This window comes from Kitasatospora sp. NPDC043950, from assembly GCF_056435345.1.
On the sequence record NZ_JBWKER010000001.1, the window covers coordinates 319376 to 342289 of the forward strand.

Here is a 22914-nt window from a genome sequence, read left to right on the forward strand (position 1 = left end):
GTTCGTCATCGTTCGTCATCGTCGGGGCCGCCGGACGCGGCGTCTTCGAGTTCGCTCAGCACCTGGTCCTCCACCAGTTCCGCCAGGGCGGCCACGGTGCGGGAGACCAGGACGTCGCGGGGGGTGAGCGTGACGCCGAAGGCATCGTTGGCGCGGGAGGCGATCAGCAGGGCCCGCATGGAGTCGCCGCCCAGCTGGAAGAAGTCGTCCGTCACGCCCACGGCCGTCCGCAGGGTCTCGGCCCAGATCTCGGCCACGGCCTCCTCGGTGGGCGTGCGGGGCGCCAGCCGGCCGGGCCGCTGCTCCTCCTCCTCCGGTGCGGGGGCGGGCAGGGCGGCGCGGTCGGTCTTGCCGCTCGCGGTGAGCGGGAAGCGGTCGAGGACCGCGAAGGCCGAGGGGACGAGGTGGCCGGGCAGGGAGCGGGCGGCCAGGGCGCGCAGTTCGGCGCCGGTCGGCGGTTCGGCGCCGGGGGCCGCGAGCAGGTGCGCGACCAGGCGGGGCAGCCCGGGATCGTCCTCCCGCACCGTCACCACGGCGTCCAGCACGGCCGGGTGGCGCGCCAGGACGGCCTCGACCTCGCCCGCCTCGACGCGGTGGCCGCGCAGCTTGAGCTGGTGGTCGGTGCGGCCCAGGTAGTGCAGTTCGCCCCGGTGGTCGCGGCGCACCAGGTCCCCGGTGCGGTACATCCGGGTGCCGGGCGGCCCGTACGGGTCGGCGGTGAAGCGGGCGGCGGTCAGGCCCGGCCGGCCGAGGTAGCCGCGGGCCAGGGCCGGTCCGCTCAGCCACAGTTCGCCGGTGGCGCCGTCGGGCACCGGCCGGAGCCGGGCGTCGAGGACGTAGGCGCCGGTGCCGGGCAGCGGGCGGCCGATCGGCGGCGCGGCGCCGTCCGGGGCCAGCGGCGCGGACCAGGCGGCGACCACGGTGGCCTCGGTGGGGCCGTAGGAGTTGACCATGCGGTGGTGCGGGGCCCAGCGGGCCACCAGGTCGGCGCCGCACGCTTCGGCGCCGACCACCAGGGTCCTGAGCGCGGGCAGCGTGCCGGGGGTGTCGGCGGGCAGGGTGGCGAGGGCGGCCGGCGGAAGCAGGGTGTGGGTGATCGCCTCCGCCCGGAGCACCTCGGCCAGTTGGGCGCCGAGCAGCGGTCCGGGCGCGGGCACCACCAGCCGGGCGCCGTGCGGCAGGGACATGCACAGTTCGAGCACGGAGGCGTCGAAGCTGGGGGTGGCGAAGGCCAACACCCGGTCACCCGGCACGACTTGGTAGTGCTCGGCCTCGGCGGCGGCGAAGGCGGCCAGCCCGCGGTGGGTGAGGACGACGCCCTTCGGGGTGCCGGTGGAGCCGGAGGTGTAGATGACGTAGGCGGGGTCGTCCAGGTCGAGCGGGCGGATCCGGTCGGGGTCGGCGGGGCGGTGGTCGGGGGCGCCGTCCGGCGGTGCGGCCAGCAGCGCCGCGACCTCCTTGGCGTCCAGGGTGAGTGCGGGCGCCGCGTCGCGCAGCATGAACTCGACGCGCTCGTCGGGGTAGTGGGGGTCGACCGGCAGGAACGCGGCGCCGGTCTTCGCCACCGCCAGCTGGGCGAGCACCATGTCCGCCGAGCGCGGCAGCAGGAGGGCGACCACCTCGCCGGGGCCGGCACCGCGCGCGATGAGCCGGTGCGCGAGGCGGTTGGCGTGCGCCTCGGCCTCGGCGAAGGTCAGCTCCAGCCCGGGGGCGCTCAGCGCCGGGGCGTGCGGCCGGCGGTCCACGGCGGCCTCGACCAGGGCGGGCAGGGCCGCCGGGGGCACCGGGCCGCCCGCCGGGCGGGCCGGGCCGCGCAGCAGCCGCTCGCGTTCCCCGGGCGGCAGCAGGTCGAGGTCGTCCAGGCGGGCGGTGCCGTCCGAGCCGGCCAGCGCGGCGAGGGTGTGCAGCAGTTGGGCGGCCATTTTCTCGGCGGTGGCCCGGTCGATGTACCGGGGGTCGTGGCCGAGTTCGACGGCGAGCCGGTCGCCGGGCGAGACGACCACGGTGAGCGGGTAGTTGGTGGCCTCCCTGGCGTCCAGTTCGCGGATCAGCAGGCCGTGGGCGCCGGCCGTCGCGTCGCCGACCGGGTAGTTCTCGAAGACCACCAGGCTGTCGAACAGCGCCGTCCCGGGCGCCAGCCCGCTCAGACCGTGCATCGCGGCCAGCGGCAGGTGGTCGAAGCGGCGGTCCTCGGCCTGCTCCTCCTGGAGCGCGCGCAGCCAGGCGGCACAGGGCTGTGAGCCGTCGACGGTGACGCGGGCGGGCAGGGTGGTGATGAACAGGCCGACGATGGCGTCGGATCCGGCCAGGTCGGCCGGGCGCCCGGAGACGGTGGTGCCGAAGCACACCCGCCGCTCCCCGCTCCACCGCGACAGCAGCAGCGCCCAGGCGCCCTGCACCAGGGTGTTGAGGGTGAGGCGGTGCCGGCGGGCGAACTCCTGGAGCCGCTCCGTCTCGGCCTCGGCCAGGCGGTGCGAGAGCCAGGCCCCGGAGCGGGCCGTGTCGCCCTGGGCGGGCTTGCGGTCGTAGGGCAGCGCCGTGGTGGTGAGGTCGGCCAGGACGCCGCGCCAGTGCTCCGTGGCGGCGGCGGTGTCGCGGGCGGCGAGCCAGCCGACGTAGTCCGCGAAGGGCCGGCGCTCGGGCAGGCCCGGCCGGTCGCCGCAGGCGAGCGCGGCGTGGGCGGCCAGGACGTCGGACAGGACGTGGAAGACGCTCCACCCGTCGAGCAGCACGTGGTGGAAGGTCCACACCACGCGCGCCGCGTCCGGCCCGAGCCGGATCAGGTCGAGCCGCAGCAGCGGGGCCCGGTCCAGGGCCAGCGGGCGGGCCCGCTGGTCGGCGAGCAGCCGCTCCAGGCGGGCTTCGCGCTCGGCTTGCGGCAGTGCGCTCCAGTCGTGTTCGGTGACCGGCAGCGTCACGTCCCGGTGGACCACCTGGAGGGGTACGGGCACGTCGCGCAGGACGACGGCGGTACGCAGCACGGGGGTGCGGTCGACGACGTGCTGCCAGGCGGCGGCCAGCGGCCGCAGGTCGCGGGCGCCGTCCAGCACGAAGGTGATCTGCTCGACGTACAGGCCGTGTTCGGCCTCGTCCAGGCCGTGCAGCACCATGCCGGTCTGGGTGGGGGTGAGCGGCTGGATCTCCGTCACGTCCCGTCCGGTGCCGGCCAGTCGGTCGACGGCGGCCTGGTCCAGGGGGGCCAGCGGGTAGTCGGCGGGGGTGCGGCCGCCCGCGCCGGGTTCGGCGCAGTGGCGGACGATCTCCCGCAGCTCGTCCAGCAGTTCGACGGCGAGCCGGGCGACGGTCGCGCGGTGGTGCACCGCGCGGGAGTACGACCAGGTGAACGCCAGCCTCCCGTCGCTCACCCGGCCGAGCACGTCCAGCAGGTGCGGCCGGGCCGCCGCCCGGTCCATGCCGCCGGTGAGCGGGCCGGACGGGGCGTGCAGCAGGCCGCCGGGGGCGGGGGTCCAGTCCTGCCGGCCCAGGTAGTTGAAGCCGATCTGCGGCAGGTCGGGCAGCCGGGGCTCGACAGTGGCGGCGGGCCGCAGGTGGCGCAGGGCACCGTAGCCGAGCCCGCCGCGCGGTACGGCGCGCAGGTTCTCCTTGACGGTCTTCAGGGCGGTGCCGGTGTCGGCGTCCCGGGGCATGTCCAGGGCCACGGGGTACAGCGTGGTGAACCAGCCGACGGTCCGGGAGAGGTCGACCCCGTCGAACAGCTCCTCGCGGCCGTGGCCCTCCAGGGCGACCGTCACCCGGTCCCGGCCGGTCCAGCGGGCCAGCACCCGGCCCAGGGCGCAGAGCAGGACGTCGTTGACCCGGGTGCGGTAGACCTCCGGGACGTCCTGGAGCAGCCGGCGGGTGTCCTCGGCGTCCAGGGCGAGGTCCAGCGACTCCTCGGTGGCGGCCGTGTTGGCGCCGTCCAGGTCGGTCGGCAGGGCGGTCGCGGCGCCGTGCTCCAGCCCGTACCAGTGGGCGTGCTCGTCGTCGAAGCCGCCGGCCGCGGTGTGCTCGGCGAGCCGTTCGGCCCAGGCCCGGAAGGAGGTGCTCTTGGGGCCGAGGTCGGGGCGTTCGCCCGCCCGCAGCGCACGGTGGGCGGTGTCCAGGTCCTCCAGGAGCACGCGCCAGGACACCGCGTCGACCACCAGGTGGTGCGCGGCCAGCAGCAGGACGGGGTGCCGTTCGCCGTCGAAGCGGCACAGCGCGGCCCGCAGCAGCGGCCCTTCGGCCAGGTCGAAGCCCGCGGCCAGGCGCTCGGCCAGCTCGCGCAGCGTCGCCTCGCGCTCCTGCGCCGGTGCGGCGGGCAGCTCGTGGGTGCGCAGCTCCGGCAGGTCGCCGGGCGCGGTGCCGTGCTGGCGCCACCGCCCGTCGCCGAGCGGCTCGAACCGCAGGCGCAGCGCGTCGTGGTGGTCCAGGACGGCGGCGAGCGCGGCCCGCAGCAGGGGCTCCTCGGTTCCGGGGGCGAGGGCGAAGGAGACCGACTGGGTGAACTGGGCGGTGTCCCCGCCGAGGGTGTCCAGCAGCCAGTGCTGGACGGGGGTGAGCGGGGCGTCGCCGACCACGGCGCCCTGCTCGGCGGCGACCGCCGGGCTCGGCGACTCCTCGGCGGCGAGGGCGAGTTCGGCCAGGGTCTGGTGGGCGAACAGGTGCCGGGGGGTGAGCGCGAGGCCGGCCCGGCGGGCCGCCGAGACGATCTGGATGCCCAGGATCGAGTCGCCGCCGAGCGCGAAGTAGTTGTCGTCCGCGCCCACGTCGGGCACGCCGAGCACCTCGCGCCAGATCGCGGCGAGGGTGCGTTCGGCCTCGGTGCGCGGAGGCCGGGCGCCGATTGCGGCCGGGGCGGCCCACACCGGGGCGGGCAGCGCGCGGCGGTCGAGTTTGCCGGTGGCGCCGAGCGGCAGCCGGTCCAGCGGCACCACCAGTGCGGGCACCAGGTGGTCGGGGAGGGTGCGCCCGAGGAAGGCGCGCCACTCGGCGGGGCTCGGCAGCCCGCCGTCGCGGGCCACCGCGTAGCCCACCAGGCGCCGGTGGCCGTCGTGGTCGACGACCCGGGCGGCGGCGGCCGACACCTGCGGGTGGCGGGCCATCGCGGCCTCGACCTCGCCGAGTTCGATCCGGAAGCCGCGCACCTTGACCTGGTCGTCCGCGCGGCCGAGGTAGCAGAGGTCGCCGTCGGCCGTCCAGCGCACCAGGTCCCCGGTGCGGTACATCCGGCGCCCGGGCGGGCCGAAGGGGTCGGGCAGGAACCGGGCGGCGGTCAGGCCCGGGCGGCGCAGGTAGCCGCGGGCGACGCCGGTGCCGGCCAGGTACAGCTCCCCCGGCGCGCCGACGGGCACCGGGCGCAGCCGGTCGTCCAGGACGTAGGCCCGGGCGCCGCCGACCGGGCGGCCGATCGGCGGGTCGCGGTCGGGGTCGGCGGGGTCGCAGGCGAAGGCGGTGGCGTAGACGGTGGCCTCGGTGGGGCCGTAGATGTTCAGCACCCGGCAGCCGGGGACGGCCTCGCGCAGCCGGCGCACGGTGCGGGCGGGCAGGGCCTCGCCGGCCAGGACGACGGTGTCCGCGCCGAGGTGCACGGCGTCCTCCGCGAGGAGGCCGCCCAGGGCGGAGGGCACCGCGCTGAGCAGGCCGGCCCGCCACGGCCCGGGGCGCTCGGCCAGGGCCAGCAGGTCCCGAACGAGTTCCACGCAGCCGCCGGCGAGCAGGGGCGAGAAGATCTCGAACACCGACACGTCGAAGTTGAGCGAGGTGGCGGCCACCACGTGGGCCAGGCCGTGGTCGGCGAACTCGGCGGCGGCCCAGTCGGTCAGGGCCAGGACCGAGGCGTGGGCGACCACGACGCCCTTGGGGCGGCCGGTCGAGCCGGAGGTGTGGATGACGTACGCGGGGTGCTGCGGCAGCAGGGCGCCGAGCCGTTCGTCGTCGCGCACGGCGTCGGGGCGGGCGGCGGCGAGCCGTTCGGCGCACCCGGGGTCGTCGAGCACGATCCGGGTGAACGGGCCCGCCGGCAGCCGCCCTCCGGTCTCCGCGTCGGTGACCACGGCGTCGGGCCGGACGTCCGCGAAGAGGAACGCGATCCGCTCGGCCGGGTACCCGGGGTCGACCGGCAGGTAGGCGGCGCCGCTCTTGAGCACCGCCAGCAGCGCCACGGCCAGGTCGGCGGTGCGGGGCAGCGCGAGCGCGACGAACCGCTCGGGCCCGGCGCCGGCCGCGATCAGCAGCCGGGCCAGCCGGTTGGCCCGTTCGTCGAGCTCCCGGTAGGTCAGCTGCACGTCGCCGCAGCGGACGGCCGGGGCGTCGGGCGTGCGGGCGGCCTGCCGGGCGAAGGCCTCGGGCACGGTGTCCTGCGGTGCCTCGACCGCCGCCCCGCCGAAGCGGTCGACGAGTTCGCGCCCCCGCGGCGGGTCGAGCAGCGGCAGGTGCGCCGCCGGCCGGTCGAGGCCGTCCGCCATCGCCGTCAGCAGGGTGCACAGGCCCGCCCCGAGCGCCTCGACGGTGGCGGTGTCGAAGACGGCCGGGTCGTGGTCGAGGCTGACCGCGATGGCGTCGCCGGGGGCGACCACCACGCCGAGCGGGTAGTTGGTCGGCTCCAGGACGTGCTCGGTCTCGACGCCCAGGCCGTGCCGGGTCAGCGCCTGCGCGTCGAACGGGTAGTTCTCGAAGACCACGATGCTGTCGAACAGGGCCGTGCCGCCCGGCAGTTCGCTCCAGTTCTGGAGCTGCGCCAGGGAGACGGCGTCGTAGCGGCGGGCCTCCGACTGGGCGTCCTGGAGCTCCCGCAGCCACTCCAGCAGCGAGCGGCCGGCGTCGATCCGCACCCGGGTGGGCAGCGCGTTGATGAACAGCCCGACCATCGAGGTGACGCCCGGGAGTTCGGCGGGCCGGCCGGAGACGATCGTGCCGAAGACCACGTCGTCCCCACCGCCGTAGCGGGAGAGCAGCAGCGCCCAGGCGCCCTGGAGCACGGTGTTGACGGTCAGCCCGGCCTGCCGGGCGGTGGTCCGCAGCCGCTCCGACAGGTCGTTGTCGAGGGTCACCCGCACCGATGCCGAGGACGACGCGCGGTGCGCCTCGGCCGGGCGCCGGTCGCGGGGCAGTTCGGTGGGGGCGGGGAACCCGGCCAGCGTGTCGCGCCAGTACCGCTCGACCCGCGCCGGGTCCTGCCCGGACAGCCAGCGCAGGTAGTCGGCGAAGGGGGCGCGCGCGACCGGGTTCGGCCGGCGCCCGGCGGCCAGGGCGGCGTACCGCTCGCACACCTCGTCGAAGACCTGGGCCGCGCTCCACCCGTCGAGCAGGACGTGGTGGAAGGTCCACACCACCCGCACCCGGGTCGGCGACAGCCGGACCAGGGTCAGCCGCATCAGCGGTGCGGCGGCCAGGTCGAGGCCGGCCGCCCGGTCCTCGGCGAGCAGCCGGGCGGTGTCCCGCTCGATCCGGTCGGCCGGCCGGCCGGTCCAGTCGTGGTGGGTCACCGGGACGGCGGCCCGGTGCTGGACGACCTGGAGCGGTTCGGCGGTGTCCTGCCAGGCGAGCCGGGTGCGCAGCACCGCGTTGGCGTCCACGGTCTGCTGCCAGGCGGCGGCCAGGGCGTGCGGGTCGGTGACCCCGGAGAGGACCAGCTGGACCTGGTTGACGTAGGTGTGGGCGTCCGGGTCCAGCAGGCTGTGGAAGAGCATGCCCGCCTGCATCGCCGTCAGCGGGTACACGTCCGCGACGCGGCGGCCGTCCCCGGCGATCCGGTCCACCGCCGCCTGGTCCAGCCGGGCCAGCGGGAAGTCGGCGGGGGTGCGGCCGCCGGCGCCGGGCTCGGCGCAGTGGGCGACGAGGTCCTTCAGGGCGCGCAGCATGGCGTCCGCGAGCGCGGTGACGGTCCGTTCGTGGTGCCGGCCCGCGCTGTAGTACCAGCCGATCTCCAGCCGGTCGTCCTCGACCCGGGCGACGACGTCCAGCAGGTGCGGGCGCTCGGTGCCGGGCGCCTCCGCGCCGCCGAGGCCGCCGGGGACGGCGCGGACCAGGGCGGCGCCGTCGGCGGACCAGTCGAAGCGGCCCAGGTAGTTGAAGCTGATCCCGGGGGCCGGGGCGTCGGCGAGCTGCTCGTCCCGGGCGAGGTGGCGCAGCGCGCCGTAGCCGAGGCCGCGCTCCGGCACCGCCCGCAGCTGCTCCTTGACGGCCTTCAGCGCGGTGCCCCAGTCCCCGTCCGGGACGTCGAGGGCGACGGGGAAGAGCGAGGTGAACCAGCCGACCGTGCGGGACAGGTCGATGTCCTCGAACAGCTGGTCCTCGCGGCCGTGCCCCTCCAGGCCGATCGCGACGGTGCGCCGTCCGGTCCACTCGGCGAGCACCCGGCCCAGGGCGGTGAGCAGGACGTCGTCGATCCGGGTGCGGTAGACCCCGGGGACCTTGCGCAGCAGGTCCCCGGTGCGCTCGCGGTCCAGCCGGACGGTGACGGCGCGCAGGTCGGCGGCGGTGTTGCCGCCGTCACCGTCCACCGGCAGCACAGCCGCGCAGTGCCGGGCAGCCGCCGCCCAGTGGGCGCGCCGGGACGCGAAGCCGCCGGCCGCGGTGTGCTCGCGCAGGCGGCGGGTCCACTCCCGGACGGAGGTGGTGCGGGCGGGCAGGCGCAGCGGCCGGCCCTCCACGGCCTGCCGGTAGGCGGTCTCCAGGTCCTCCAGCAGGATCCGCCAGGAGACCCCGTCGACGACCAGGTGGTGGACGGCCAGCAGCAGCCGGGCGGGCCGGGTGCCGTCGGTGGTGAACAGGCGGGCGGTGAGCAGCGGGAGGGTGTCCAGCCGGAACGCGGCGTGCGCGGCCTCGGTGGCCCGGGCCTCGGCGGCCTCGGCCGCCGCCCGGTCCAGGGCGCCGAGGTCGACGACCTCCAGCAGTTCGGGGGCGGCGGCGTCCGCGGGGGCGCAGTGCTGCTGCCAGGCGCCGTCCTCCCCGGTGGTGAAGCGGGAGCGCAGGGCGTCGTGGTGGGCCCACAGGGCGGTCAGGGCGCGGCGCAGGGCCTGCGGGTCGACCTCGCCGGGAGCCTCCACCACGACGGACTGGTCGAAGGACGCGGCGTACGGCGGGTGCGGGTCGAGGAACCAGTGCTGGATGGGTGTCAGGCCCACCTCTCCGCTGACCGGTTCGGTCCCGGCGACGGTGACGGCGGTACCGGCGGCGGCGGCCAGCGCGGCGACGGTGGGGTGCCGGAACAGGTCGCGGGGGGACAGCGCGAGACCGGCGGCGCGGGCGCGGGAGACGACCTGGATGCTCAGGATCGAGTCGCCGCCGAGCAGGAAGAAGTCGTCGTCGACCCCGACCCGCTCCACGCCGAGCAGTTCCGCCCAGATCGCGGTGAGGACGCGTTCGGTGTCGGTGGTCGGGGCGCGGTGGGCGCGGTCGCCCGTCGCCGACCAGTCGGGGGCGGTCAGCCGTCGGCGGTCCACCTTGCCGTTGGCGGTCAGCGGCAGTTCGGAGACCGTGACGAAGGCCGCGGGCAGCATGTAGTCGGGCAGGTCGGCGGCCAGGTGGGCGCGCAGCGCCGTGGCGGAGGGCGGCTCGGCGCCGCCGGTCGGCACCAGGTGGGCGGCCAGCCGCTTGCGCCCCGCGTCCTCGTGGAGCGAGACGACGGCCTCCGCGACGGCCGGGTGGGCGGTGAGCCGTGCCTCGATCTCGGCGGGTTCGATGCGGAAGCCGCGGATCTTGATCTGGTCGTCCGCGCGGCCCACGAAGTGCAGTTCGCCGTCCTCGCTCCACCGGGCGGTGTCGCCGGTGCGGTACATCCGGCCGCCGGGCGGCCCGAAGGGGTCGGCGAGGTAGCGGGCGGCGGTCTCGCCGGGCCGGCCCGCGTAGCCGCGCGCGACTCCGGCGCCGGCGATGTACAACTCGCCGGTGATGCCGGGCGGTTGCGGTTGGAGGGCGCCGTCCAGCACGTACACCCGGGTGTCGTCCAGCGGGCGTCCGATCGGCAGCACGGCGGGCAGCCGGTCCCCGGGGCGGAAGGCCCGGCGGGTGGCGAAGGTGGTGGTCTCGGTCGGGCCGTAGCCGTCGACCACGGTGAGGTCGGGGCAGGCCTCCAGGACGCGGCGCACGACCGCGCCGGGCACCGCCTCGCCGCCGGTCCACACCTCCCGGGCGCCGCGCAGGCAGCCCGGGTCCTCCTGGGCGAGGAGCCGGAACAGGCCGGCGGTCAGCCACAGGCATTGCACGCCCTGCTCGGTGACGGCGCGGCGGACGGCGGCGGCGTCCAGGTCCTCCGGCGGGGCCAGTACGGCGGTGCCGCCGCGCAGCAGCGGCACCCACAGCTCGTAGGTGGCGGCGTCGAAGGCGTGCGGGGAGTGCACGAGCACCCGGTCGTGGCCGGTGAAGGCGCGGTCCAGGGCGAGCGCGGCGACGTCGCGCCGGCGCACCGCGACGCCCTTGGGGGTGCCGGTGGAACCCGAGGTGAACATCAGGTACTGGACGTTGTCGGGGTGGGGCACCGGGGCCGCGGCCGGGGCGGCCGGGCCCGGCCGGTCGGCGACGTGCGGCCGGTCGGCGGCGTGCGGCCGGTCGGCGGCGTGCGGCCCGTCGGCGGCGTGCGGCCCGTCCGGCCGGTCGACGCGCAGCACCCGCTCGGCGGGGAGCAGTTCCTCGGCGGCGCTCACCCGGTGCGCGTCGGTGAGTAGCAGGTCCGCGCCGGCCTCGGCCAGCATCAGGTGCAGCCGCTCGCGCGGCGCCCTGCCGTCCAGCGGCACGTAGACCCCGCCGGTCCGGACCAGCGCCAGCTGGGCGACGACCAGGTCGACGGAGCGGTCCATGAGCACGCCGACCGGGTGTTCGACGCCGACGCCGAGCGCGGCCAGCCGGCCGGCCAGGGCGGCGGCGCGGGCGTCGAGGTCGCGGTAGCTGAGGCGCTCGTGGCCCGCCTCCAGGGCGACGGCGTCCGGGCTGCGGCGCACCTGCTCGGCGAACAGGTCGGCGATGTCGCGCTCGGTCCGTTCGACGGCGGTGGCGTTCCAGTCCACGAGGATCCGCCGGCGCTCCCCGGCGGTCAGCAGCGGCACGCGCGCGGGCGGGCTCCCGGCGCCCCGGGGCAGTCCCGTCAGGACGGCCGTAAGCTGCCCGGCCATCCGCCGGACGGTGGCCTCGTCGAACAGCCGAGGGTCGTAGCACAGCCGCAGGGCCAGCTCCGGCCCCGGGTAGGCCAGCAGGGCGAGCGGGTAGTTGGTGGTCTCGATCCCGTCCAGGTCGCGCAGGCGCAGGCCGTGCGCGGCGGCCGCGTCGTCCTCGACCGGGTAGTTCTCGAAGACGACGATGCTGTCGAACAGGGCGGTCTGCTCGGGGAGGACGGTGGCGGCCCGCAGGCGGGTGAGCGGGACGAAGCCGTGGCGCCGGTCCTCGCCCTGCTCCCGTTGCAGCGTGCGGAGCCAGTCGAGCAGGGTGCCGTCAGCGGGCACGACCGTCCGGGTGGGCAGGGTGGTGATGAACAGGCCGGTCATCGACTCGACGCCGGGCAGCTCGGGCGGCCGCCCGGACGAGGTGGTGCCGAACACCACCTCGTCCCGGTTCGCCTGACGGCCCAGCAGGATCGCCCAGGCGCCCTGGACCAGGGTGTTCAGGGTCAGGCCGGAGCTGCGCGCGAGGCCTTCCAGCGCCCGGGTCGCGGCGGCGGGGAGGGTGAACGGCACGGCCCGGGTGGATTCCGCGCGGTGGCTCTGGCGCGGCTCGCGGTCGTACGGCAGCGGCGTCGGCTCGGCCAGCCCGGCCAGGCGCCCGCACCAGTGCCGCTCGGCCTCCGCCGGGTCGCGCTCGCGCAGCCAGGCCACGAAGTCGCGGTAGGGCCGGCGCTCCGGCACCGTGCCGTACGGGACGGTGCCGAAGGGCTCGGTGCCGAAGGGGTCGGTGCCGAAGGGGTCGGTGCCGGACGGCACGGTGCCGGACGGGACTTCTCCCGTCTCCGGCCCGGAGCGGGCCAGCGCGGCGTGCACGGCGAACACGTCCGACAGCACCTGGAAGAGGCTCCAGCCGTCCAGGACGAGGTGGTGGAAGGACCACAGCACGCGCACCCGGGTGTCGGAGAGGCGGATGAGCAGCAGGCGCTGGAGCGGGGCCCGGGCCAGGTCCAGGCCGCGGGCCCGGTCGCGGTCCAGGAGCTCGGCCAGCCGGCCCCGGCGCTCGGACTCGGGCAGCTCGCGCCAGTCCAGGTGGGTGACCGGCACGGCCGCCCGCCGCCGCACCACCAGCAGCGGCTCGGGCACCTCCTGCCAGCGGACGTGGGCGCGCAGCACCGGGGTGCGGTCGGTGACCCACTGCCAGGCGGCGGCGAGCCGCCCCGGGTCGGGCACGCCGTCCAGGACGAAGTCCAGCTGCTGGAAGTAGGCGCCGCTGTCCTCTTCGGCCAGGCCGTGGAAGAGCATCCCGGACTGGGTCGGCGTCAGCGGGAGGACGTCCTCCACCGCGCCCGGGTCGTCGCCGGTGATCAGGTCCACGGCCGCCTGGTCGAGCCGGGCCAGCGGGAAGTCGGACGGGGTGCGCCCGGCGGCGCCCGGGCGGGCCGCGTACCGCGCGAGGTCGGCCAGCTCGGCGGCGAAGCACCGGGCCAGGGCCTCGACGGTGTCGCGCCGGTGCACGGCGCCGGAGTAGAACCAGCTGAACTCCAGCGCGTCGCCGTCGAGCCGGCCGACCACCTCCAGGGCGTGCGGGCGCTCGACGCGCGGGTCGGCGTCCAGTTCCAGGGGCCGGAAGGTGCCGCGGTAGAGCCCGGCCGCGTCCTGCGGGAAGGACATCCGGCCGAGGTAGTTGAAGCTGATCCGCGCGACCGGGACGTCGGGGGCCGTGCCGGGGCGCCCCAGGTGGCGCAGGGCGTCGAATCCGAGGCCCCGTCGGGGGACGGCGCGCAGCTGCTCCTTGACCCGCTTGAGGACGCCGTCCCAGTCGGCCCCGGCGGGCACGGCCAGCGCCACGGGGTGCCGGGTGGTGAACCAGCCGACCGTGCGGCTCAGGTCGAGATCGGCGAACAACTCCTCGCGCCCGTGCCCCTCGACGTCCACCACGACCCGCTCCAGGCCGCTCGCCCCGCACAGGGCCCGGCCGAGGGCGCTCAGCAGCACGTCGTTGGCCTGGGTGCGATAGGTGTCGGGCAGGGTGCGCAGGAGGGCGGTGGTGTCGGCGGGGTCGAGGCGCACGGTGACGGAGCGGGCCGAGGCGTGGGTGTCGGCCCCCGAGAGGTCGGCCGGGAACGGGTCCGCCGGGGCGTCACCGTCCTGCGCGGGGACGGCCCGCGCCCAGTACTCCGTCTCGTCCTCGAAGCCTCCGGCCGCGGCGTGGGCGCCGAGCCGCTGGCCCCACTGCCGCAGCGGGGAGGACTTCGCCGGCAGGGCCGCCGCCCCGTCCCGGCCGTCGCGGCGGGCGCGGTAGGCCGTGTCGAGGTCCTCCGCCAGCACCCGCCAGGAGACCCCGTCGACGACCAGGTGGTGGACGGCCAGGTGCAGGACCGGCGGCTGCCCCGCACCGCGCTCGTGCAGCACGGCGCGCAGCAGCGGACCTTCGCCGCCCAGGTCGAAGGGGCCGAAGTGCGGGGTGTCGCCGTCCGGGCCGGTGTGCCGGCCCAGGCGGATCCGGGGCGCCCGGTCGTCGATCCGCCAGCGCACGCCGGGGCCGGTACCGATCTCGCCGTCGCGGGGCTCTGCGGGGTCGGACTCTCCGGCGTCGGACTCTCCGGCGTCGGACTCTGCGGGGTCGGGCTCTGCGGGGTCGGGCTCTCCGGCGTCGGCCGTGAAGGCGGAGCGCAGCGCGTCGTGGTGGGCGACCACGTCGTTCAGGGCGTCCTCCAACGCCGCCCGGTCCACGTCGGCGCCCAGCAGAAGGGAGAGCGCCTGGTTGAAGTGCCCGGCGCGCCCGGCGGCCCGGTCGAGCCACCAGCGCTGGATCGGGGTCAGGACGCCCACCCCGGTGGCGGCCACCCGGGCGGTCACGGCCGGCCGTTCGGCGTCGTCCGCGCACCGGGCCAGCGCGGCGACCGTCTGGTGCCGGTAGAGGTCCCCGGAGGTCACCGCCAACCCCACCTGCCGGGAGCGGGCTACCACCTGGATGCCGAGGATGGAGTCGCCGCCGAGGTCGAAGAAGTTGTCGTCCGCGCCGACCCGTTCCAGCCGCAGCACCTCCGCCCAGATGGTGGCGAGCGCCTGTTCGGCGGGGGTCCGGGGGGCGACGTGGCGTACGGCGGGCACGGCCGGCCCCGGGGCGGGCAGCCGGCTCCGGTCGAGCTTGCCGTTGGGGTTGAGCGGCAGCGCGGGCAGCGGCACGACGACCGAGGGCACCAGGTAGTCGGGCAGGGCCAGGCCGAGCGCCCGGCGCACGGCCTCGGGCTCCACCCGCCCGCCCGGGACGGGGACCACGTAGCCGACCAGGCGCCGGTTGCCCCCGCCGTCGGCGACGGTGGCAGCCGCCTCCGCCACGCCCTCGCAGCGCCGCAGCGCCTCCTCCACCTCGCCCAGTTCGATCCGGAAGCCGCGCACCTTGACCTGCTGGTCGATCCGGCCGAGGTACTCCAGGTCGCCGTCGGCGTTCCACCGCACCCGGTCTCCGGTGCGGTACATCCGCTCCCCCGGCGCGCCGTACGGGTCGGCGACGAACCGGGCGGCGGTCAGCCCGGGGCGGCCCAGGTAGCCGCGCGCCAGGCCGCCGCCCCCGAGGTACAACTCGCCGACCACGCCCGGCGGTTGCGGGCGAAGCCCGGCGTCCAGGACGTACGTCCGGGTCAGTGCGAGCGGCCTGCCGATCGGCGGCGCCTGCTCCGGCAGCCGGTCACCGGCGAACCAGGCGGTGGCGTAGACGGTGGCCTCGGTGGGGCCGTAGATGTTGGCGATCGCGCTGCCGGGCAGGGCGCGCCGCAGGTCGCCCACCGCCTGGGCGGAGAGGGCCTCGCCGGCCAGCACGACGGTGGCCGCGTCGACCGGGGCGGCGCCCCCGGCGAGCAGCCGGGAGATCACCGAGGGCACGCCGCTGACCAGGCCGACGCGGCGCGGGGCCGGCTCCTCGGCGAGGGCGGCGAGGTCGGCGACCACCTCGACGCTCCCGCCCGCCAGCAGCGGGCAGAGAAGTTCGAAGACCGACACGTCGAAGTTGAGCGAGGTGGCGGCGACCACGTGGTCCAGCCCGCCGGGCCCGAACCGCTCGGCCGCCCAGCGGGCGAGGGCGACGACGCTGCGGTGGGTGATCACGACGCCCTTGGGCCGGCCGGTCGAGCCCGAGGTGTAGATGACGTAGGCGGGGTGCTCCGGCAGCAGCGGCCGGAGGCGGTCGGCGTCCGTGAGGTCGGCGTCCCCGGTGTCGTCGGTGTCCGCCGGGCCGGCAGCGGCCAGGCCGGTGTCATCCGGGCCGCCGGCGTCGGCGGCCAGGCCGGTGCCGTCCTCCAGCAGCAGGACGGGCCACCCCTCGGGCAGCGCGGCCGCCGTCTCCCGGGTGGCGAGGACCAGCGCGGGCCCGGCGTCCGCCAGCATGAAGCGGATCCGCTCGGCCGGGTAGCCCGGGTCCACCGGCAGGTACGCCGCACCCGACTTGAGCACCGCCCACAGCACCGACGGCAGGTCGGCGGAGCGCGGCAGGCACAGCGCGACCAGCCGCTCGGGGCCCGCGCCCCGGGCGACCAGCAGCCGGGCGAGGCGGTTGGCCCGCCGGTTGACCTCCGCGTAGTCCCGCCGCACCGGGCCGCAGCCGACGGCGGTCCGCCCGGGCGTACGGGCCGCCTGCGCCTCGAACAGCCCGGGCAGCACGGGCGGCACGGTGTCCGGGAGGTCGCCGGCGGCGTGCGCGGGCGGGTTCCAGGAGTCGAGCAGCGTGCGCTGCTCCTCCTCGGAGAGCATGGGCAGTTCGGCGAGGATGCGCTGCGGGCCGTCCGCCATGCCCGCCAGCAGGCGGTGCAGGTGGCGCGCCATCCGGGCCACCGTCCGGGCGTCGAACAGGTCCGTGTTGTACTCCACCGTCAGCGCGCAGCCGTCGGTGTCCTCCGGGGTGAACTCCAGCACCAGGTCGAACCGGGCGGCCGGGCGGGGCAGCGGGTGGTCCTCGAAGCGCAGGCCTCCGGCGGGCGGCGGGGTGGTGGGGCTCTGCTGGACGACCATGACCTGGACCAGCGGGGTGCGGCTCGGGTCCCGGGGCGGGGCCAGTTCCTCGACCACCCGGTCGAAGGGCACCGCGGCGTGGGCGAAGGCGTCCAGCAGGGTGGTGCGCACGCTCTCCACGAACCGGTCGACGGTGGCCCGCTCGTCCACGTCGCCGCGCAGCACCACGGTGTTGACGAAGAAGCCGGTCACCTCCTCCAGCTCCCGCCGGTCGCGCCCGGTGGTGACGGTGCCGAACGCCACGTCCCGCTGGCCGGAGTAGCGCGAGAACAGCAGCGCGGACGCCCCCGCGAACAGGGTGAACAGCGTCGTACCGCGGCCCGCGGCGAGGTGCCGCAGCCGGGCCACCAGTTCGGCCGGGAGGCGGTGGCGGTGCGCCGCACCGTTCGTCGTGCGCTGGGCGGGCCGGGGCCGGTCGGTGGGCAGTTGCAGGGGTTGCAGCTCCGCCAGGTTCCGCTTCCAGTAGGCGAGGTCCGGCGCGTCCGCTGCCCCGGCTTGGGTCCGGCGGCGCTGCTCCCAGCGCGCGAAGTCGGGGTACTGGAGGGCGGGGGCGGCGAGCGCGTCCGGCTCGCCGGAGACCTCCGCCCGGTAGAGCGCGGCCAGTTCGCGGGTGAGGACGCCCACCGACCAGCCGTCGGTGATGATGTGGTGCTGCGCCAGCAGCAGCAGGTGCTCGTCCGCGGCGAGGCGGACCAGCAGTGCCCGGGCGAGCGGGCCGTCCGTCAGGTCGTAGGGCCGGTTCAGCTCCTCGGTCAGCAGCCGTTCGGCCGCCTCGGCGCGCTCCCCGGCCGGCCGGTCGCCGACGTCCGCGGTGCGCAGCGGCAGGGTGCCCTCCGCCGCGACGCGCTGCACGAGCTGCCCGTCGACGGTGGCGAAGGTGGTGCGCAGCGAGTCGTGCCGGGCGGCGAGTCGGCCCAGGGCCCGGCGCAGGGCCGCCGGGTCCGTCGTTCCGCGCAGCCGCAGGGCCACGCCGGTGTTGTACTCCGTCCCCCCGACGGTGAGGTCGTCGAGGAACCACAGGCGGCGCTGGGCGCTGGACAGCGGCAACGGCTCCTCGCGCGGGGCGGGCGGGATCGGCTCCGGCGGCGCGGCGGTGTGCCGCTCGTCCACCAGCGGGGCCAGGGCGGCGACGGTCCGTGCGGTGAAGACGTCCCGGAGCGTGAGCCGGGCGCCCAGCCGCTCGGTGACCCGGGCCAGGGTCCGGGCGGCGAGGATCGAGTCGCCGCCCAGGTCGAAGAAGTCGTCCATCGCGCCCACCGCGTCGACGCCGAGGACCTCGGCCCAGATGGTGGCCAGGGCGCGTTCGCGCTCGGTGCGCGGGGCGACGGGCCCGGCCGCGCCGGAGCGGGTGGGGGCGGGCAGCGCCTGCTGGTCGATCTTGTGCTGCGGGGTGAGCGGCAGCGCGGCCAGGACGACCACGGCGGACGGCACCAGGTGGGCCGGCAGGGCGGCGGCCAGCGCCGCGCGCAGCTCCGCCGGGTCCGGGGCGTGCTCCGGGTCGGCGGGCGTGGCGTAGCCGACCAGGCGTTCGCGGCCCGGTTCGTCCTCCCGGACCACGACGACGGCCTGGTCGACGGCGGGGTGCGCCCGCAGGGCGGCCTCGATCTCCCCCGGCTCGATCCGGAAGCCGCGGATCTTCACCTGCCGGTCGAGCCGGCCGAGGAACTCCAGCTCCCCGTCGGCGGTCCACCGGGCGCGGTCTCCGGTGCGGTAGAGCCGGGCGCCGGGCGGGCCGAAGGGGTCGGCGACGAAGCGCCCGGCGGTCAGGCCGGGGCGGCCCAGGTAGCCGCGGGCCACGCCCTCCCCGCCGACGTACAACTCGCCGTCGGCACCTGGCGGTTGGGGCCGCATGGCCGCGTCGAGCACGTACGCCCGGGTGTGCGGCAGCGCGCCGCCGATGGGGGGTGCGCCGCTGCCGGCGGCCAGCGGGCCGGTCCAGGTGGCGACGATGGTCGCCTCGGTCGGGCCGTAGGAGTTGATCATGCGCCGGCCGGGCGCCCAGCGGTCGACCAGTTCGGCGGGGCAGGCCTCGGCTCCGACGATCAGCGTGCGCAGGTGGCGGCCCGCGCCGCCGGGCACGGTGGCCAGGGCGGCCGGCGGGATGAGGGCGTGGGTGATGCGGTGCTCGTCGAGCACGGCGGCGAGTTCCTCGCCCAGCCAGGGGCCGTGCGGGGGGATCACCAGCGTGGCCCCGGCCAGGACGGAGATGAACAGTTCGAGGACGGAGGCGTCGAAGCTGGGCGAGGAGAACTGCAGCACCCGGTCTCCGGGGCGCACGGCGTAGTGCGCGCGGGCCGCCTCGGCGAAGCCGCCGATCCCCCGGTGGGTGACGACCACGCCCTTGGGCGTCCCGGTGGAGCCCGAGGTGTAGATCACGTACGCCGCGTGGTCGGTACCGGTCGGGCCGGGCAGCGCGGTACCGGTCGGGCCCGCCAGGCCGGCGTCGGGCGCGGCGGCGGTACCGGGCGTGTCCGTGCTGCCGGGCGCGTCCGCGGTGTCGGCCCGGTCCGCGGCGCTGGCCGGGTCGGCCTCCAGCAGCGCGCGGACCCGGGCCGGATCGTCCAGGACGACGGCGGGGGCGGCGTCGGCGAGCATCAGCGCCCGTCTCCCGGCGGGGTAGGCCGGATCCACGGGCAGGAAGGCGGCGCCCGTCCGGGCGACGGCCAGCTCCGCCGCGACCAGTTCCATCGAGCGCGGCAGGACCAGCGCCACCGTCCGGTCCGTCCCGGCGCCGCGCCGCGCGAGGTCGCGGGCCAGGCGCTCGACCCGGTGGGCCAGTTCCCGGTACGTCCAGCTGCGCCGGCCGTCGGTCACCGCGGGCACGTGCGGCGCGCGGGCCACCTGGGCGGCGAACAACGCGTCGAGCGTCCGGTGCGCCGGCGGCGGGGCGGCCTCGGTCCCCGGGGCGCCAGGGGTGTCGCCGGCCTGCGGCGGAGCGGACGAATGCACGGGCTGGGCAGGCCGGTCGGTCATGGCGGAAGGTCCTTCCGGACGGGGAGGAGGCGATGCGGGCGCCGGGGCAGACGGGGGCAGGCCCACGGACCCGGGAACGGGGGCCGGGGGAACGGAACGAGCGGGGGGTGAGCCCGGTGGAGCGGCGTCGGCGCGGCGGCGGACGCCGCAGGCGACGGGCAGCGGCGGCGGCCGGCGGGCGAAAGGCGCCTCAGGCGGGGTCGGCGCGACGCGCCGTGCGCCCGGACACCTGCACCCGGTCGATCACGCCGGTGGCGGGATCGCGGTGGAAGCGCCCGCCCGGCTCGGGGCGGCCGGTGTCGGGGGCGAGCAGATCGTAGGAGAGGTCGGCGAAACAGCGCAGGGGTATCGGCAGGTCTCCGTCCACGGAGAGCGTGGACGATCCGTCACCCGCGGGCTCGACGAGGTACCGGATCGAACCGTTGCGGTAGGTGCCCGCGCACTCGGGCAGGGGGACGGGCTCGCCCGCGCCCACCGGCGCGATCGCGGCGGGCACCCGGACGCCCGCCAGTTCGGCCAGGTCGGCCGCGAGCTCGCGCCAGAGCGCGGTGGCGGCGGCGGCGTTGCCCGCGAAGGCGACCACCACTCCGCTGTCGGGGTCGGCCCGCAGGTGGCAGGAGGTCCCCATGGCGTTGCCGTCGTGGCCGCACCACAGCCGGCCGTCCTGCTGGTAGAGGGCGAGCCCCGGGCCCCAGCCGTCCGCGAGCGCACCCGGCCGGGCGCCGGGCTGCGGGCGGCGCATCTCCTCGGCGACGGCGGGGGGCAGGGCCTTGGCCCGGCCGACCAGGGCGCCGCCGAGCGCGGCGAGGTCCGCGGCGCTCGCCAGCAGGGCACCGGCCGGGGCCTCCAGCGGAGCCAGGTTCTGCCGGACCGGCCGGGCCCGGCCGGTCGCGGCGTTGAGCGCGTGCCCGGCGGCGACCGGGCGAGCGGGTGCGCTCGCGTCGACGAACACGGGCACGGTGCCGAGCGGTTCGAGCAGCAGGGCGGCCACGGCCTCGTGCCAGGGCATCCCGGTCACCGCCTCCACCAGGCGCCCGGCGGCGACGTAGCCGGCGTTGGAGTAGGAGAAGTCCGTCCCGGGCGGGAAGAGCGCGTCCCCGGCCGTGCACACGGACGACAGGTAGTGCGCCGCGGTGGTCCGGGCGGCGGCGTCGGAGTCCGGCCCGGTGGGCAGTCCGCCGGTGTGGCTGAGGAGTTGGCGAATCGTTACTGCGGGCATCCGGCGGAGCTCGGGCAGGTGATCGGCGACCCGGTCGTCGAGGTCGAGGTCGCCGTCGTCGGCGAGGAGCATCACCAGAGCGGCCGTGTAGGGCTTGGTGAGCGACCCCACCGGCACGACGCTGTCCCCGGTGAAGGGCGCACCGGTGGCGGCGTCGGCCACACCGGTGTGCAGGGCCACGACCTCCGAGCCGGTGTCCAGCACCACCTGGGCGCCGGGCACCCGGTGGGTGCGCGCGAGCGTGTCGAGCCGGTGCTGCAGTTCGCGGCGTAAGAGGAACGGCGCGCGCTCGCGGACCGGCGCGGAACTGGGGTACGGCATGGGCGGACGCTCCCGTTGACTGGTTCTCAGATGCGGGCGCGGCAAGCGTCCGCGGATGAATTCCGGATTACTGTGGAGCACGCCGTGAAATTTCCTGCCACCTGCGCTCCTCGACTCAAGACTCGTGGGAACAACGGGAATCGACGGAAGCCCTGCCGATGACGGCCGACGGGTGCGAACGGGAATCCCCGACAGCTCCCGACAGGGCGCCGCACGCACCCCAGGGGAGCCGTTCCGGGCCGCTTCGGCGCTCCCCGACCGGACGGTGCGAATGCGACCCGAATTCCACGCCGCCCAGGAACAGTGAACGGGGGAACGGTGAGCGGGAACAGTGAGCGGCGAACGGCCGACCGCCGAATGACCTCACCCCGCAGGCGGGGCCGGACAGGAATCCCGAACGCTCCAGTCGGCCGCTCCGACGGCCCTGACCTGTGCGATCGTTGCGCCCGGCATGCCTATCCCCCCTGCGATCCCTCCCCGCAACCACCGTGCGGAACCTGCCACAACCGTCGCGAGGACCGGGCAATACCTTGACGGCCCGAACGCTCGGAACGACGAACGCGGAACAGTCTTCACGGCGGGTCACCCGCTCGCAACCCCTGGCGATTGAACGGAAAGCGACTCTCCCCGGAATCGGAACCGCAAAATCGCTGGTGTGACTCCCGGCCACGCCCGGAACGCCTGATGACGGGTGTGAATTCTTTGGCCGAAACTGTGGCACCCGGATCCCCCCGGCCGCCCGGCCGGGTTTCCGCGGGGAATAGCCGAGTGATTCCCCTGACGCCTGGGGCGGTTGTGCAGGAATGCGACGGAACAGATCAGGTGCGTCGCGAGTGAATCAATGAGGGCTCTGATGCGCGTGTGCCCCGATGCGCTTGTGCCGTGGTGCGCGCGCGCCCCGTCGCGCGCGTGGCCCGGTTCGCGTCTGCCGCCCCCGGGCCACGGAAGGACCGCCGCGCTCGGCCACCCCGGGGCGCGGGGCGACCGAGCGGATCCGCCGCGCGCCGGAACGCGGGCGGGCTCGGGGCTCAGAACACCCGTCAGCCCTGCCAGGAGCTGCCGGTCGAGGGCCGGGTCGCCGTGCCACCGGTGGACGTCACCGCGCGCGACGGAGCGGACGGGGCCGACCCGGCCCCCGAACCGCTGGTCCGCACGGTCGGCGCCGACGAGGTGGTCGACGTCCCGCGCACCGGCGCGGCAGAAGTCCGCGGGGCCGACGCCCCGGACGCCGCCACCGGCCGGTCCGTCGAGGTGCGCGGCGCGGTCGCGCGGCCCTGTGCGGCCACGTCCACGGGCGCGCCGCCGCCCGATTCGACCCGCTCGATCCGCAGCACCAGGTTCCGGTCGCTGCGGTCACCGCCCCCGTCCCGGTTGCGACTGTGCACCACCTGCGTCAGCACACCCCGGACCTCCTGCCAGCGCCCCTGCACCGCGCGGATGTTGGGACACCACTCGCCCTCCCGCCGGTGCTCCAGGTCGAGCTCCCAGCGCTCGGCGTCCACAAGGTGGCTCGCACCGACCGTCCCGGGAATCTCGACCGGACGGCCACCGCGCACCGTCACCACCGCCCGCTGCGGCCACTGCCCCTCCACCGCCGTCACCGTGATCCGGCTCTGCCCCTGGTACCAGGCCATCGCTGTCCTCCCGCATCCGTCCTCGCGCCGTCCGCCGTCCGCCGACCGGCCTCGGCCGATATCACGGCCGGCGCCCCCTCCCGGGTTCGAACGGCGGCTGCGGAGGTGCACGTCAGGGGGTGCGGGAGCCCGGGGGCGACGCGACCGTCGAACGGTCCTGTCGACAGATTCAGGTCAGGGCGATGGCTCGATCACCCCCCTTGTCCATAGTCATGCGCACACCTGGCATGACCGACGACCGCCGCCTCTCTGAGAGGCTCGGCTTCGTCCCGTCGCACCTCGGATTCAAACTCCAGCTCTGAGGCCGTAACGCCCTTCAGCCATTAAGCCCTAGAAATGCAGAGAACCCCCATCCGGTTTCCCGGATGGGGGTTCTCTGTGAATGATTGTTCGGCGGCGTCCTACTCTCCCACAGGGTCCCCCCTGCAGTACCATCGGCGCTGTAAGGCTTAGCTTCCGGGTTCGGAATGTAACCGGGCGTTTCCCTCACGCTATGACCACCGAAACACTATGAAACTGTCAACCGCACCAACCCCGTGACCAAACGGGTTGGGGTCGTTGTTTCAGAACAACACAGTGGACGCGAGCAACTGAGGACAAGCCCTCGGCCTATTAGTACCGGTCAACTCCACCCCTCACAGGGCTTCCATATCCGGCCTATCAACCCAGTCGTCTACTGGGAGCC

The 22914-nt window shown here is 76.4% G+C and carries 3 protein-coding genes and 2 rRNA genes; all 5 read right to left on the bottom strand.

Annotated features, from left to right (window positions below; all coding sequences use genetic code 11):
• Nucleotides 1–5 precede the first annotated feature (5 nt).
• A complete protein-coding gene (locus tag AC07BF_RS01220; protein WP_478332721.1) occupies nt 6–19055 on the bottom strand; it encodes a non-ribosomal peptide synthetase in 19050 nt (6349 codons plus the stop codon).
• A gap of 190 nt (nt 19056–19245) precedes the next feature.
• A complete protein-coding gene (locus tag AC07BF_RS01225; protein WP_363630608.1) occupies nt 19246–20595 on the bottom strand; it encodes a serine hydrolase domain-containing protein in 1350 nt (449 codons plus the stop codon).
• Nucleotides 20596–21635: 1040 nt separating this feature from the next.
• Entirely contained in the window at nt 21636–22229 is a 594-nt protein-coding gene (locus AC07BF_RS01230) for a hypothetical protein (protein ID WP_363586616.1), read from the bottom strand.
• Between the two features lie 388 nt (nt 22230–22617).
• Nucleotides 22618–22734 (bottom strand): 5S ribosomal RNA (rrf, locus tag AC07BF_RS01235).
• Between the two features lie 87 nt (nt 22735–22821).
• Nucleotides 22822–22914 (bottom strand): 23S ribosomal RNA (locus AC07BF_RS01240); the annotation flags it as partial.